The organism is Corynebacterium silvaticum (genome assembly GCF_004382825.2).
GTDB lineage: Bacteria > Actinomycetota > Actinomycetes > Mycobacteriales > Mycobacteriaceae > Corynebacterium > Corynebacterium silvaticum.
In genome coordinates this window covers 265798-279061 of sequence record NZ_SDQO02000004.1, presented here as the reverse complement: position 1 = coordinate 279061, position 13264 = coordinate 265798, and the positions used below count along the sequence as shown (strand labels likewise).

17 protein-coding genes are annotated in these 13264 nt (G+C 54.2%); 11 read left to right on the top strand and 6 right to left on the bottom strand.

Translation table 11 applies throughout. From position 1 onward, the window contains the following. Positions 1-19: 19 nt before the first annotated feature. From purN to ET810_RS11125, 7 genes are all read left to right on the top strand, one after another. Complete coding sequence (purN, locus tag ET810_RS11155; protein ID WP_087454852.1) at positions 20-646, top strand: phosphoribosylglycinamide formyltransferase; 627 nt, start codon at positions 20-22, stop codon at positions 644-646. After that, entirely contained in the window at positions 639-2216 is a 1578-nt protein-coding gene (gene purH, locus ET810_RS11150; RefSeq protein ID WP_087453636.1) for a bifunctional phosphoribosylaminoimidazolecarboxamide formyltransferase/IMP cyclohydrolase, read from the top strand. Before purN ends, purH begins: the two co-directional genes overlap by 8 nt. A gap of 292 nt (positions 2217-2508) precedes the next feature. After that, positions 2509-3237 (top strand): amino acid ABC transporter ATP-binding protein, encoded by a 729-nt coding sequence (locus ET810_RS11145; protein ID WP_171487374.1) that lies wholly within the window; start codon positions 2509-2511, stop codon positions 3235-3237. A 46-nt stretch (positions 3238-3283) separates the two neighbouring features. Then, the gene (locus tag ET810_RS11140) at positions 3284-4168 is read left to right on the top strand and encodes a glutamate ABC transporter substrate-binding protein (protein WP_134317675.1); all 885 of its coding nucleotides are present in this window, start codon (positions 3284-3286) and stop codon (positions 4166-4168) included. Positions 4169-4203: 35 nt separating this feature from the next. After that, positions 4204-4890 (top strand): amino acid ABC transporter permease, encoded by a 687-nt coding sequence (locus ET810_RS11135; RefSeq protein ID WP_087453639.1) that lies wholly within the window; start codon positions 4204-4206, stop codon positions 4888-4890. Then, a complete protein-coding gene (locus tag ET810_RS11130; RefSeq protein ID WP_087453640.1) occupies positions 4887-5825 on the top strand; it encodes an amino acid ABC transporter permease in 939 nt (312 codons plus the stop codon). The genes ET810_RS11135 and ET810_RS11130 overlap by 4 nt, the downstream gene beginning before the upstream one ends. A gap of 87 nt (positions 5826-5912) precedes the next feature. Continuing rightward, positions 5913-6752, top strand: coding sequence for an HpcH/HpaI aldolase/citrate lyase family protein (locus ET810_RS11125; protein WP_166741014.1), 840 nt, complete (start codon positions 5913-5915; stop codon positions 6750-6752). 55 nt (positions 6753-6807) lie between these two features. Here the strand turns inward: ET810_RS11125 and ET810_RS11120 are convergent, their stop codons facing one another. The 6 genes from ET810_RS11120 to rpmB all read right to left on the bottom strand — a co-directional run bounded on the left by ET810_RS11120 (position 6808) and on the right by rpmB (position 9766). Next, positions 6808-7491, bottom strand: a complete 684-nt coding sequence (locus ET810_RS11120; protein WP_087453642.1) for a TetR/AcrR family transcriptional regulator — start codon at positions 7489-7491, stop codon at positions 6808-6810. A 174-nt stretch (positions 7492-7665) separates the two neighbouring features. Beyond that, positions 7666-8562 carry a putative nucleotidyltransferase substrate binding domain-containing protein gene (locus tag ET810_RS11115; RefSeq protein ID WP_087454853.1) on the bottom strand — a complete coding sequence of 299 codons (897 nt, stop codon included), beginning with the start codon at positions 8560-8562 and terminating at the stop codon, positions 7666-7668. A 227-nt stretch (positions 8563-8789) separates the two neighbouring features. Continuing rightward, the gene (rpsR, locus tag ET810_RS11110; protein ID WP_013911083.1) at positions 8790-9038 is read right to left on the bottom strand and encodes a 30S ribosomal protein S18; all 249 of its coding nucleotides are present in this window, start codon (positions 9036-9038) and stop codon (positions 8790-8792) included. Positions 9039-9052: 14 nt separating this feature from the next. Continuing rightward, entirely contained in the window at positions 9053-9358 is a 306-nt protein-coding gene (rpsN, locus tag ET810_RS11105) for a 30S ribosomal protein S14 (protein WP_013241512.1), read from the bottom strand. 3 nt (positions 9359-9361) lie between these two features. Continuing rightward, entirely contained in the window at positions 9362-9526 is a 165-nt protein-coding gene (rpmG, locus tag ET810_RS11100; protein ID WP_003858439.1) for a 50S ribosomal protein L33, read from the bottom strand. 3 nt (positions 9527-9529) lie between these two features. After that, positions 9530-9766, bottom strand: a complete 237-nt coding sequence (gene rpmB / locus ET810_RS11095) for a 50S ribosomal protein L28 (protein ID WP_013241513.1) — start codon at positions 9764-9766, stop codon at positions 9530-9532. A gap of 581 nt (positions 9767-10347) precedes the next feature. On the opposite strand from rpmB, the gene ET810_RS11090 reads away from it, so the two are divergent. The 4 genes from ET810_RS11090 (at position 10348) to ET810_RS11075 (ending at position 13182) form a co-directional block, all read left to right on the top strand. Then, the gene (locus ET810_RS11090) at positions 10348-10614 is read left to right on the top strand and encodes a type B 50S ribosomal protein L31 (protein WP_087453643.1); all 267 of its coding nucleotides are present in this window, start codon (positions 10348-10350) and stop codon (positions 10612-10614) included. 17 nt (positions 10615-10631) lie between these two features. After that, positions 10632-10805: a 50S ribosomal protein L32 gene (rpmF, locus tag ET810_RS11085; protein ID WP_013911085.1), complete on the top strand. Its 174-nt coding sequence runs from the start codon at positions 10632-10634 to the stop codon at positions 10803-10805. Positions 10806-10948: 143 nt separating this feature from the next. Beyond that, on the top strand, positions 10949-11641 hold the full coding sequence (locus ET810_RS11080) for a response regulator transcription factor (protein ID WP_013241516.1): 693 nt from the start codon (positions 10949-10951) through the stop codon (positions 11639-11641). Beyond that, positions 11638-13182 carry a HAMP domain-containing sensor histidine kinase gene (locus tag ET810_RS11075; RefSeq protein ID WP_087453644.1) on the top strand — a complete coding sequence of 515 codons (1545 nt, stop codon included), beginning with the start codon at positions 11638-11640 and terminating at the stop codon, positions 13180-13182. Before ET810_RS11080 ends, ET810_RS11075 begins: the two co-directional genes overlap by 4 nt. Positions 13183-13264 lie beyond the last annotated feature (82 nt).

Sequence of the window (13264 nt, the reverse complement as noted above, 5' to 3'; positions counted from 1 at the left end):
TCCGGCTAACATTGTTTCGGTGACCAATGAAACGCGTTTAAAAACTGACTATAAGTCAGCTGCTTTACCGATAGTTGTCATGGCCTCCGGCTCGGGGACGCTTTTGCAAGCGATCATCGACCATCAGGGGGCCTATGAGGTTGTGGGGGTGGTCGCAGATGTGCCGTGTCCTGCAATCACTCGTGCGGAAACCGCAGGAATTCCTGCCGAGGTGGTCTCGTATACCGCCGGAGATGACCGTGAAGAATGGAATGCGTCGCTTGCGGCGGCCGTCGAAAAGCATGCTCCGGCTATCGTTGTCTTCGCCGGGTTCATGCGGATTCTAGGGAAAACCTTTTTGGAGAAGTTTCCGGGGCGGATCATCAATACTCATCCAGCGTTATTGCCAGCTTTTCCGGGCGCCCACGCAGTGCGCGATGCACTGGCTTATGGTGTGAAAGTAACCGGTTCTACCGTGCATTTTATTGATGAAGCCGTGGATACTGGAAAGATTATTGCTCAGGTCCCCGTATCTATTGAGCCGGGGGAGAGTGAAGCCCACCTGCATGAAAGAATCAAGCATGTGGAGCGTAAACTCATCGTGTCCGTGTTGAACTCCGCCACAACGGAGAAAAAATCAGAAGAGGTTTTCTTCACATATGAGTGATGACCGCAAGCAGATCAAACGTGCTTTGATAAGTGTTTATGATAAGACTGGACTCGAAGAACTCGCCCATGCGCTGAACCAAGCCGGCGTAGAGATTGTGTCTACAGGATCGACCGCGGCCACAATCGCGAAGCAGGGAATCCCTGTCACTCCCGTGGAAGACCTCACCGGTTTCCCTGAGTGCCTTGAGGGGCGCGTTAAGACGCTTCACCCTAAAATTCATGCAGGTATCTTGGCTGATACCCGTAAAGACGACCACCTCGCCCAGCTCGATGAACTGGGCGTTTCTCTATTTCAATTGGTGGTAGTGAACCTCTATCTGTTTACCCAGACGGTAGCTTCTGGTGCTGATTTTGACGCGTGCGTGGAGCAAATCGACATCGGGGGTCCCTCGATGGTGCGCGCGGCAGCCAAGAATCACCCCTCTGTTGCCGTTGTCGTTTCTCCTGAGCGCTACGCGGCGGTAGCTGAGGCTATCCAGGCCGGCGGCTTTACTCGGGCAGAACGTACGGAGCTTGCTGTCGACGCTTTCCGACACACCGCTTCCTATGACGTTGCGGTTGCTACGTGGATGGGGGAACAAATCGCGGATGACTCGGAGGGGTACGCTCCGTGGATCGGCGCCTCCTACTCACGGGCGAATGTCTTGCGTTACGGCGAGAATCCACATCAGTCCGCGGCTCTTTATGTGGATCCGAACGCCCCTGCAGGTCTGGCTCAAGCGGAGCAGCTGCATGGCAAGGAGATGAGCTATAACAACTACACCGACTCGGATGCTGCGTGGCGTGCCGCATGGGACCATGAGCGCCCCTGCGTTGCCATTATCAAGCATGCTAACCCTTGTGGCATCGCAGTGTCGGACGCATCTATCGCAGAAGCTCACCGACTAGCCCATGCATGCGACCCGGTGTCGGCCTTCGGTGGCGTTATCGCTTCTAATCGTGAAGTATCCGTGGACATGGCGCAGCAGGTTTCGGAAATCTTCACCGAGGTGATTATTGCCCCTGCGTATGAAGAGGGGGCCGTGGAGCTTCTCTCTCAGAAGAAAAACATCCGCATTCTTGTCGCGCCAGAAACGCCGCAGGAGCAGGAAGAACAGCGTCAGATCTCCGGTGGCTTGTTGGTTCAGCGTCGAGACCTCGTGGATGCTGAGGGAGATGCCCCCGAAAAGTGGACACTTGTTGCAGGTGAAGCCGCTAGCCCTGAGCTGCTTGCAGACCTGGAATTTGCGTGGCGCACTGTTCGCACGGTCAAGTCTAACGCCATCCTCCTAGCAAAGGATGGGGCAACTGTCGGCGTGGGCATGGGTCAGGTTAACCGCGTCGATGCAGCTAAACTAGCTGTTGAGCGGGCTAATAGCTTGGCCGGAGAACAACAGCGCGCCCAGGGGGCTGTTGCTGCCTCGGATGCGTTCTTCCCCTTCACGGATGGTTTTGAAGTCCTTGCGCGCGCCGGTGTAAAAGCGGTAGTGCAGCCTGGCGGTTCCATCCGTGATGCTGAGGTTATTCAGGCTGCAGAGAAAGCCGGAGTGACAATGTATGTGACGGGTGCTCGCCACTTTGCGCATTAAAAACTAGAGCGAACGCCGGTCTTGCGGGGCATCTATATGGGGGAGATAGATGTCAATGCAAGGCCGGTTTTGCGTTTGCGGATAAATGTGGGAAGCGTGAAGGGGAGTCTCTTGCACATGTGGCTACCATAACCCTTTTTAGGGTGGGTGAAAGTTTGATTCTGTGCAAGTAGTTGCAGTGTGTGGGGTTTGTTCATGTGTCCGCAAAGCTGAGAATATTCCCCTCTAGGAAAGTTGACCTAGGTCATTTACTCTTCTCGCTATGACTCGGAACACAGTCAAGCGTGGCTTGATGGTATCCATGCGGGGAGTGAACAAGTACTTTGATGACTTTCACGCTCTGCAGGACATCAATCTTGACGTGCCCAGAGGGCAAGTCGTGGTGGTCCTAGGTCCCTCAGGCTCTGGAAAATCAACGCTCTGTCGCACCATCAACCGGCTTGAAACCATCGATAGCGGAGAAATTTTTATCGATGGACACAAACTACCGGAAGAAGGAAAACAGCTCGCGAAGTTGCGCTCCGAGGTCGGAATGGTGTTCCAACAATTCAACCTTTTCCCTCACAAGACGATCCGCGAGAATGTCACGCTTGGTCCGGTCAATGTGAAAAAGATGGCTAAAAAAGACGCAAGCTCGTTGGCGATGCAGCTCTTGGAACGCGTAGGAATTGCCAACCAAGCGGATAAATTCTCGGCTCAGCTTTCTGGCGGGCAACAGCAGCGCGTCGCCATAGCCAGAGCGCTTGCGATGAAGCCAAAAGTAATGCTTTTCGACGAGCCCACTTCAGCCCTGGACCCTGAGATGGTTAACGAGGTTCTCGACGTTATGGCTGATCTTGCTCGTGAGGGGATGATGATGATCTGCGTTACCCACGAGATGGGTTTTGCCAGGAAAGCCGCAGATCGCGTGCTCTTTATGGCAGACGGTCGCATCGTGGAGGATTCAGACCCAGAATCCTTCTTTGCTTCTCCACAATCGGATCGAGCAAAAGATTTTCTTGGGGAGATCCTGTCCCACTAAACCTCGTGAGATCTTATTTATCCCTCTAGCCTTAAGGAAAGAAACAATGACACGCACGACTACTCGCATTCTTGGAACCTCCGCCGTCGCCACGCTGGCACTGACCACTCTTGCTGCATGCGGCAGCAGCGGTGAAAGCGACGGCGCAGGCCTTCTTAGTCATATTGAATCTGGGAAGGTTACGCTGGGAACCAAGTTTGATCAGCCCGGTTTGGGCATCAAAGAAGCAAGCGGGACGATGTCTGGACTCGATGTAGACATCGCCCAGTACGTGGTCAATCACATTGCTGATGCCAAAGGCTGGAAGCATCCAGACGTGGAATGGCGGGAGACTCCCTCTGCACAGCGTGAGACTCTTATCCAGAACGGGGAAGTAGATCTTATTGCGGCCACGTACTCGATTAATAAGAGCCGTGCGGAGTCCGTGAACTTTGGTGGCCCATACCTGCTTACTCACCAGGCACTGCTGGTGCGTAAAGACGACGCCGGGATTAAAGAAGTAAAAGACCTAGAACACGGCAAGATCGTCTGTTCGGTCTCGGGCTCCACGCCTGCTCAAAAGGTGAAGGAATCACTGCCGGGCGTGCAGCTCCAGGAATACAACACCTATTCTTCCTGCGTTGAGGCCTTGCGCCAGGGCAACGTGGATGCGCTGACCACTGACGCAACAATCCTCAATGGCTATTCCCAGCAAAACGAGGGGTCCTTCAAGGTCGTAGAGATGTTTAAGGACGATGGCACCCCGTATACGGACGAGCACTACGGCATCGGTCTGAAAAAAGATGATGCAGAAGCAACCAAAGCCGTGAACGAGGCTCTCGATCAACTTAATTCTTCTGGCGAATTTGACAAGCTCGTCAAGAAGAATATCGGAGATGCTGCTGCAGGTGTGACACCCGGTAAGCCTGGCGACCTCATGTTTATCAAATAACGATCCCTTTTCCTTGACCAGGAAGGCATAACCTCATGGACGCCATGTGGTCCCAGCTAGGGCCTGCTATTCTCCCCGCATTTTGGGTCACCATTAAGCTCACAGTGCTCGCAGCCATTGGAGCGATGGTGGGTGGGACCCTACTCACCGCTATGCGGGTGTCGCCCGTGCGTATTCTCCGCACGCTGGCCACACTGTACGTAAACACAGTGCGCAATACCCCTCTGACTTTGGTCGTGCTCTTCTGTTCTTTCGGGCTCTATCAAACCCTCGGCCTCTCGCTGGCTAGCAGGGGAAGTGCAACATTTTTGGCTGATAACAACTTCCGGCTAGCCACTCTGGGCTTCATTCTTTACACCTCTGCGTTTGTCTCTGAATGCTTGCGTTCGGGAATAAACACTGTCGATTTTGGACAAGCGGAGGCTGCGCGATCACTAGGGTTGAGTTTCTCCCAGACCTTTAACAAGATTGTTTTCCCGCAGGCCATCCGGGCTGCCATTGTCCCACTGGGAAACACCTTGATTGCGTTGACCAAAAACACCACGATTGCGTCGGTGATTGGGGTAGGGGAGGCCTCTCTGTTGATGAAGAAGGTCATTGAAAACCACGCAAGCCAGCTCTTTGTGATCTTTGGTTGCTTTGCTCTAGGCTTCATGGCCCTTACCTTGCCCATGGGGTACTTCCTCGGCGCGTTATCTACCCGTATGGCGGTGAAAAAATGAGTGTTCGCGCGACAGTGCTTTACGACGCCCCCGGGCCCAACGCTTTACGCAGAAACGCACTGTATACGGTTCTTACCGTCGTAGTAGCTGGTGCTCTTATCTGCTGGGTGCTGTTTGCCTTGCACTCTAAAGGGCAGCTCGATGCTGTGAAGTGGACTCCTTTTACGGATGCCAGGACGTGGAACACGTATTTGCTTCCGGGGCTTGTGGGAACGCTGAAATCGGCGTTTTCTTCCGTGATCCTCGCGGTCATTTTAGGAGTTCTCCTTGGGCTGGGAAGGCTCTCCGGAAGTAGGCTGCTCCGGTGGATATGCGCAGCGATAGTGGAATTTTTCCGAGCAGTCCCAGTGCTGTTGCTGATTATCTTTAGCTATCAAGCGCTTGCGGTATACAAAGTGGTTCCGCCGCGGGAGTTGGCGTTCACCGCAGTGGTGTTCAGCTTGACCATGTACAACGGGGCTGTCATCGCAGAGATTCTACGTGCTGGAATCCGTGCTATTCCTAGGGGCCAGACCGAGGCAGCTCAAGCGCTGGGCTTAAGCCACCGGCAGACGATGCGGAAGATTCTCTTGCCACAGGCAGTCGCTGCGATGCTTCCAGCACTTATTGCTCAAGCGGTGATCGCTCTTAAAGACTCCGCGTTGGGGTATCAGATTGGTTATGTGGAGATTGTCCGACAGGGTATTCAATCCTCGGCAACCAATAGGAATTATTTACCGTCGTTGATAGTGGTTGCGGTTCTTATGATCCTCATCAACTATTCCCTGACGGTGTTAGCAGAACGGGTTGAACGGCAACTCCGTGCTGGTAGGGCACGTCGCAATATCTTGGCTAAAGTTCCGGAACATCCATACCAGGGGCTCACAACCAAAGACAACTCCTATGTGGATTGGCACGACCCTGATCACCAGGAGATCAAGAATCCAGCCGAATAAGAGTTAGTGAAGGCGCGGAGAACTGTGCCTCATATCAATGAGCATTTGGCCAGCAAGACCTTGGGTAAGGCGGTAGCCTCAGTACTTATGCGTACTGATTCTCTCAAGCTTGCTGGCCCCGCTATTCTTTTTGCCCCGGCTGATCGTGCCGAAATTATTCCCAAGGCTGCACAACGCGCGGATTTAGTGATCCTTGATCTAGAAGACGGTGCGGGGGACGTTAACCGGGAATCTGCATACCAAAATATTAGAAACGCACACCTTGATCCCACGACCACGTTTGTTCGTGTCGTAGGGCCTTCTGATGACCACTATGACCAGGACATCGCCTTTGTCCGGGAGACGGAATATCGCAACATAATCGTGCCCAAGGTGGGGGCGCGTTTGCCTGAGAACCTAGACGGTTTTAACGTTGTCCCCATCATTGAGACCCCCGCTGCGTTGGTCAGTATTCAGCACTTTGCTGAGCATCCGCTTGTTGTGGGGCTTTATTGGGGGGCCGACGACTTAACAATAGGACTCGGGGGAGCATATTCGCGGCAGCGTAACGACGAACCCGCTCCCGGACGCTACAGAGAGACCATGGCATATGCGCGCTCGCAGACATTGATTCACGCTGCTGCTGCAGGAAAGTGGGCAATGGATGCGGTGTATCAGGATTTCTCTGACGAAGACGGGCTTTACTTAGAGGCTTTGGACTCCGCACGGATGGGCTTTACTCTCTATCCCTGTATCCACCCCCGACAGGTGGACGTAGTGCGACGGGCCTTTTATCCGGGAGAAGAACAAATCACGTGGGCCCAACGAATTGTGGAGGAGTCCAGCCGTCATTCCGGGGCGTTTAAACTCGACGGGGAAATGGTGGATACTCCGTTGATTACCTTGGCCTTTAATCTGCTTCATCGCATCAAAGGCGCTGCCTCATAGTGATAAAGGTAAAGGCGCTAGAGTTTTAAGCTCCGGCGCCTGAGGAAGAGAGTTTCTACGCTTCAGAATGCTTCTTGTCCACTGCAGCTAGGAGCTCCAGGGTACGTTCTATGCGATCTGCGGGGAGTTCGGCTCCCACGACTGCCAGGGCGGCGTCGGCAAGCATAATAGCCAAAGAGGGCAGGCTGTCGTCCTTGAGTGGTTCCGGGACGATGCCGTTGTTTGGTCGCATTTCAATGACCGACATCGCGATATGGAAGGGGAGATCAACCCGAGGATCATCGGAACCAGCGATTTCTGCAGCGATATCATGGAAGATTTGCCGCAGCTGGGTGCGCTGCGCGTGGTACTCCGAGAACTCAGGCGATGCCGCAACGGGAAGCTGATAAAGCCTGCCCACATTCCACCTTGTGGATAACAACAGGCGGCATTCGGCAGCCGTAAGCGCCCACAGGCGCAGCGGCGCGGGAACCTTGGCCTCACCTAGATCTGCGGCTAAGGCAGTGGACGGCTCAACTGTGGAGTTAAGCAGCGTGAGAAAGATTTCAGTTTTGGAAGGAAAGTGGTAATACAAAGAGGCCTGACGGATGCCAACTGCGTCTGCAATCTGGTGTGTGGAGGTCGTAGCGAATCCTTGGACAGTAAAAAGCTCCGACGATGCATCCAAAATCTCTTCGCGTGCCGTACTACCACGGCGACGCGGGCTATTTTTCCGAGGGCGTCCAACAGCTCCTGCCATGTGATTACCCACTCTCCTTCCTTTTCCCTTGGTTCTGTGTCTCTGTGGCACAGAACCAACAGGTTAGTTTATACACTAAGCCGAAAGTAAACCTAGCGGCATAACTGATTCTGGCTAGTTTATTTTTGGTAGAGGACGCTCACAGAGCTTTAAAACCTTTCTAGCATGCAAAAACTAGACTAGTTGCACATCGTGTTCTGCAGCGAGAGCGCGGGCCACGTCCGACACCATGCGAGAAGACGCCCCGAAAATGCTGCGTTGGATCGCCGGGAGGCTATCTACTGTCGCTTTGTGAGAATGTACGCGATCTGTCCACCGCCGGAACTGGAGGTCGAGGCCGCTTTCCCATGCCTGACGGAGGAAATCTGCCTGGGTTTGCGACAAGAATCCGGCTTCTACACCAGCGTTAATGCGACGGCGGGTGGAGAAATCTGTGGAGCCTGCTGCAACGCCCGCCCAACGCGCGATGGCAATGATTGGGTACAAGAGGTCTTGGCGTACGTCGACAGGCGCGTCCTTGTCAGGGAGCCCCTCGTAGAGGCGTAACGCTGGTGGGCGCTGCTTGATGGCGTCGATAAGCAAAAGCTTGTGATCTGCGTGGGCAATGACTTCCTGCAAGCACCAGGAGCCCGCGTCTGCAAAGATCGCCAGTTCTAGGCCGTCTGCCTTGGAGATCATTCCAAGCCATTCGCTCTTCGCTCGGGGCTGGATTCCAAAGCGGGTGTGTTCGGTGACCAAGCCGACATCTGTGAGTAGGGAGTCGAGTGCTGTCGTAGTGACCTCCGGGGAGCCAACAGTCAGCCACTTGATGGGGGAGGACGGCAGTGCGTCGCCGCGGCCGATAGCGCCAGTGAGAATAATCTCAGCGCCTCCAGTGATTTCTGCTATTCCCTCACTGTGAAGCACATCGGAGACAAGCCGGGAGAACCATTCGACCAGGGCTTGCGGGCGCTCACCGTGCGCGACTGCGTTACGCACCAGATCTTGACTTTCTGTTAAGACACCACGTGCTGTAGGTGCGTCAGCACATTGTGGCGCTAACTCGGAAAGCTCGGTTAATGACTCGTGCAACAAGGGGCCTCCCAACGTGTAAGAACTACACAACTAAAATACCAGCTGTAAGCTTCTCGACGTTCTCGGGCAACCCTTTCCTAGTAACAACATCGGTTTTTGCCGTGTTAGAGCTCGGTGCAAGCTATACGACGAAGCGCCCATCCGAATAAACGGACGGGCGCTTAGGCTGTCATCGCACTAGGGGAGAAAACCCCAGAGCGTGTTTGTTTGTTCTCCCAGTCGATTTAGCGGCTGGTGAACGGCAGGAGAGCCATCTCGCGGGCGTTCTTAACCGCAGTTGCAACCTGACGCTGCTGCTGCGGGGTAAGCCCGGTCACGCGACGTGAACGGATCTTGTGGCGATCAGAGATGAACTGACGAAGGGTGTTGACATCCTTGTAGTCCACCTTCTCGATGCCTGCGGCCTTGAGAGGGTTCTTCTTGGGGCGGCGGGACTGCTCCATCCGCGCCTTCTTCATGTTATTGCGCTTCATTGAAAACTCCCTGATTACCAGCTGGACTTACGGACGCCCGGAAGCTCACCGCGGTGAGCCATCTCGCGCATACGGACACGGGATACACCGAACTTACGGAGGAAGCCACGAGGACGTCCATCGCGTGAGTCGCGGTTGCGGACACGTGCTGGAGAAGCATCGCGAGGCTGACGATTCAGCTCGAACTGTGCATCCATACGGTCCTCATCAGAGGTGTTCGGGTTCTTGATGATTGCCTTGAGCTCGTTACGGCGCTCCGCGTAGCGGGCGACGATTTCCTTGCGCTGCTCGTTCTTGGCGATCTTGGACTTCTTAGCCATAGATTATCGCTCCTCGCGGAATTCGACGTGCTTGCGGACCACCGGATCGTACTTCATCAAAGAGATGCGATCGGGGTTGTTTCGCTTGTTCTTACGGGTGACATAGGTGTAACCGGTGCCAGCCGTAGACTTCAGCTTGATGATCGGACGGATATCGTTACGTGCCATCTTTTAGATCTTCTCCCCACGTGCGCGAATCTTTGCAACCACGGACTCGATGCCATCGCGGTCGATGACCTTCAGGCCCTTGGTGGAAACGTTCAGGGTGATGGTACGGCCCTCAGAGGGCAGGTAGAACTTACGACGCTGCACGTTGGGGTTCCAACGGCGAGACGTGCGTCGGTGCGAGTGCGAGACCGACTTGCCGTAACCCGGCTTGCGTCCCGTAACCTGGCAAATAGCCGACATAGGTTTCTTTCTCCTAGCCGCCCACGTTCAACCTGCGGCTGCGCCGCTCCATAAGAAATGGGGCGCTGCCAGTGCTGACGGGGCGATAAACGAACAATTTCGACAACAGCAAGAGACAACCATACCGGTCTGGGGCTGAATTACCTAATTCTCTACAGGGTGAGCAACGTGAGTCACATCTTTCATTTGGGGAGTGTCGTCTGTGGGGTGTTCTGCGTGTGATTCACTGCGGCATATCTAGGGTCTATATATATGGTCTGTTTTAGCGGGCTTTAGCTGGCGGGGTATAGCTGGGGGAGATTCCGTGGGGCGGTGTGGTCGGTGCTTTGTGTATCGACTTGGCCTTGCGTTAGGAACTGCTCCGGGATTGCTTGTGGTGGAAAATTTCCTATTTCTAGTGGTAGCGGGTACAATGTTTCAAGTTGTCCTACTCCTTTATGGAGATGGCCGATATCGCGAACCCAACTCAGGCACGATCCCTGCCGGGCGAGCCATTGTTGTAATAGGTAACAATGATGTCTCTGACCTGTGAAGATGTAGGGAACCGACCTGAAGTTTCAATCCTGAGGGAATCGAGAGCTATGAAGAAAGACATTCATCCTGACTACCACCCGGTAGTTTTCCAAGATGCAGGTACTGGTCACCAGTTCCTGACTCGTTCGACCGCTTCTAGCGACCGCACGGTTGCATGGGAAGACGGCAACGAGTACCCGCTGATCGTCGTGGACGTTACCAGCGAGTCCCACCCCTTCTGGACCGGTGCACAGCGTGTTATGGACACCGCTGGCCGCGTCGAGAAGTTCCAGCGTCGTTTCGGTGGCATGGTCCGCCGTAAGAAGAAGGCTTAAGAGGAGGGTTAGAGAAAATGGCAGTACCAAAGCGTCGTATGTCCCGCGCAAACACACGCTCTCGTCGTTCCCAGTGGAAAGCTGATAACGTTGCTCTTCAGGAAGTGAAGATCGACGGCCAGACCGTACGTATTCCACGTCGTCTGGTAAAGGCAGCTCAGCTTGGTCTCGTTGAGGTTGAGCAGTTCTAATAGAGCTGTTTGGTCAGTCTTTTGACCGCTTAGAGCCGACTCCAAGTTCCGGAAGTCGGCTCTTTTTGCATATATAAAGATTCACAGGTGGTTCTAGGTGAGGCTTAAGCATCACCCTAAGGCGGAAAGGCACAATAGGACACATGAAAATTGTTGTGGTGGATGACGAACAAGCGGTTCGTGAATCCCTGCGTCGGTCGTTGTCCTTCAACGGATACGACGTATTCCTCGCTGAAGATGGTGTTCAAGCTCTCGAAGTAATCGAGAAAGAACAACCAGAACTTGTCATTCTTGATGTCATGATGCCTCGGATGGACGGCCTCGAGGTCTGCCGCACTCTGCGTAGCGCGGGCGACGATCGTCCTATCTTGGTCCTCACTGCCCGCGACGGAGTCTCTGACCGCGTGGCTGGCCTTGACGCTGGAGCGGACGATTACCTTCCTAAGCCTTTCGCTTTGGAAGAATTGCTTGCTCGGGTCAGGTCTTTGCTGCGTCGTGCGGCTGCTGATGCCGTCGGTGGCCCCAGCCAGGGTGAGCTCACCTTCGATGATCTCAAGCTGAACCCAGATACCAGGGATGTAACTCGTGGGGGACGGCATATCAGCCTGACCCGTACAGAGTTCGCGCTGTTGCAGCTGTTGATGGCTAATGCACGTCGAGTTCTTAGCCGCTCAACAATCCTTGAAGAAGTATGGGGATACGACTTCCCAACCTCCGGGAACGCTCTTGAGGTATACATCGGTTACCTGCGTCGCAAGACTGAATCTGAGGGCGAGCCTCGCCTGATTCACACTGTGCGTGGCGTTGGCTATGTTTTGAGGGACACTGCACCGTGATCCTTCGGCGCCCCGAATTTAGCCTGGGGACCGACTCCTCAGGTATTCTGGGCGTAGATGAGCGTCCTAAGACTGTCACCGGAAGTGATACCCCGCTGAAGTGGCGGATTACTCTGCTTACAGCTTCAATGGTGGCGATTGCCGTTGGAATGATGATGATCGCCGCCTACTGGAGCGTGTCTGCGGCATTGCGTGGATCAGTAGATAACTCGTTGGATGCTAAAGCATCTGCGATGCTTGAACGCTCTACTGATCCCGCTTTCTTTAATTCTCTAGAAGCTGAAGTTGAGCGTTTCAAGGATTACAATCCAGATACTCGCATTTCTATTTCAGCTCCAGGGTGGACTCACGCAGTGGGCGATAACCTTCCCGTCCTTTCAGAAAAGGCACAGACAGAAGGCTATCGGGTCAGCACTGTGAGCGGGGAACGCGTGCTTGTTAAGCGCTCTAATATTGGCGCAACTGTGATGCTGGCGCGAGATATGACGCAGACCAACAGGATGATCACTACTTTGGGCATTGCTCTCTTGGTAGTGGCAGGTCTTGGTGTGCTCCTTGCCTTTGGCACAGGAGTAGTGGTGTCTTCGACTGTGTTTCGCCCAATTTCTCGGTTGCGTAATGCTGTTCGGTACATCACGGAAACGGATGATCTACGCCCTATCGAGGTCTCAGGTAACGATGAGATCGCACAGTTGGCCAACAATTTTAACGAGATGCTGGAAGCCTTGCGTAGGTCTAGGCAACGGCAAACCGAGTTGGTCGCAGATGCTGGGCATGAGCTCAAGACCCCGCTTACTTCCATGCGCACCAACATTGAGCTGTTGATGATGATGCAGAATTCGGATAATCACCGAATCTCTTTGGAAGATAAGCGAGCGCTCCAAGAAGACGTGATTGCCCAAATGGAGGAGCTTTCCACCCTCATTGGGGACTTGGTGGACTTGGCACGCCAAGACACGCCAGAAAAAGCCTTGGAAGAAGTGGATCTGGTTGACGTCATCGATGCCTCCCTGGTTCGTGTGCGTCGCCGTCGCTCGGATGTTGAATTCGAGATGTCCACGATTCCTTGGTACCTCGATGGTGATAGCTTCGCGCTGGGACGGGCGATCATTAATCTGCTGGATAATGCGGCTAAGTGGTCGCCTAAAGGCGGTACGGTTCGTCTGAAAATGGAGCAGTACGACGCGCATACGGTGTGCATCATGGTTGCCGATTCCGGGCCGGGAATCCCCGTGGAAGACCGCGAGAAAGTGTTCGATCGCTTCTACCGTTCAGTGCAGGCTCGATCAACTCCGGGATCCGGGCTGGGGCTGGCGATTGTCCAATCAACGATTGAGCGCCACGGCGGATCCATCGTTGCTGGGGAATCGGATGACGGCGGAGCATTGATGACGGTTCTTCTCCCAGGTTTCCCTGATGACGATGAACTCTCTGAGTGCCGCAAACAGCTGATTCAGTACTCAGGGAAAATGCCTTCGACGCTGGAAGAAATGCGCCGGTTACGGCATACAAAGCATTCAGAGCGCCGGGGGAAGTGCTGAATGAGTCGATAGATCGGCACATACATAGGGGGTGTGCAACAGGGCTTGGTTTTATAACGCCAAGCCCTGTTGTCGTATGTCC

Bases quoted from the DNA above. Each gene is read 5' to 3' on its own strand.
- purH (WP_087453636.1), top strand. From the start codon at position 639: ATGAGTGATGACCGCAAGCAGATCAAACGTGCTTTGATAAGTGTTTAT.
- ET810_RS11145 (WP_171487374.1), top strand. From the start codon at position 2,509: ATGGTATCCATGCGGGGAGTGAACAAGTACTTTGATGACTTTCACGCT.
- ET810_RS11140 (WP_134317675.1), top strand. From the start codon at position 3,284: ATGACACGCACGACTACTCGCATTCTTGGAACCTCCGCCGTCGCCACG.
- ET810_RS11135 (WP_087453639.1), top strand. From the start codon at position 4,204: ATGGACGCCATGTGGTCCCAGCTAGGGCCTGCTATTCTCCCCGCATTT.
- ET810_RS11130 (WP_087453640.1), top strand. From the start codon at position 4,887: ATGAGTGTTCGCGCGACAGTGCTTTACGACGCCCCCGGGCCCAACGCT.
- ET810_RS11125 (WP_166741014.1), top strand. From the start codon at position 5,913: ATGCGTACTGATTCTCTCAAGCTTGCTGGCCCCGCTATTCTTTTTGCC.
- ET810_RS11120 (WP_087453642.1), bottom strand. From the start codon at position 7,491: ATGGCAGGAGCTGTTGGACGCCCTCGGAAAAATAGCCCGCGTCGCCGT.
- rpsR (WP_013911083.1), bottom strand. From the start codon at position 9,038: ATGAAGCGCAATAACATGAAGAAGGCGCGGATGGAGCAGTCCCGCCGC.
- rpsN (WP_013241512.1), bottom strand. From the start codon at position 9,358: ATGGCTAAGAAGTCCAAGATCGCCAAGAACGAGCAGCGCAAGGAAATC.
- rpmG (WP_003858439.1), bottom strand. From the start codon at position 9,526: ATGGCACGTAACGATATCCGTCCGATCATCAAGCTGAAGTCTACGGCT.
- rpmB (WP_013241513.1), bottom strand. From the start codon at position 9,766: ATGTCGGCTATTTGCCAGGTTACGGGACGCAAGCCGGGTTACGGCAAG.
- ET810_RS11090 (WP_087453643.1), top strand. From the start codon at position 10,348: ATGAAGAAAGACATTCATCCTGACTACCACCCGGTAGTTTTCCAAGAT.
- rpmF (WP_013911085.1), top strand. From the start codon at position 10,632: ATGGCAGTACCAAAGCGTCGTATGTCCCGCGCAAACACACGCTCTCGT.
- ET810_RS11080 (WP_013241516.1), top strand. From the start codon at position 10,949: ATGAAAATTGTTGTGGTGGATGACGAACAAGCGGTTCGTGAATCCCTG.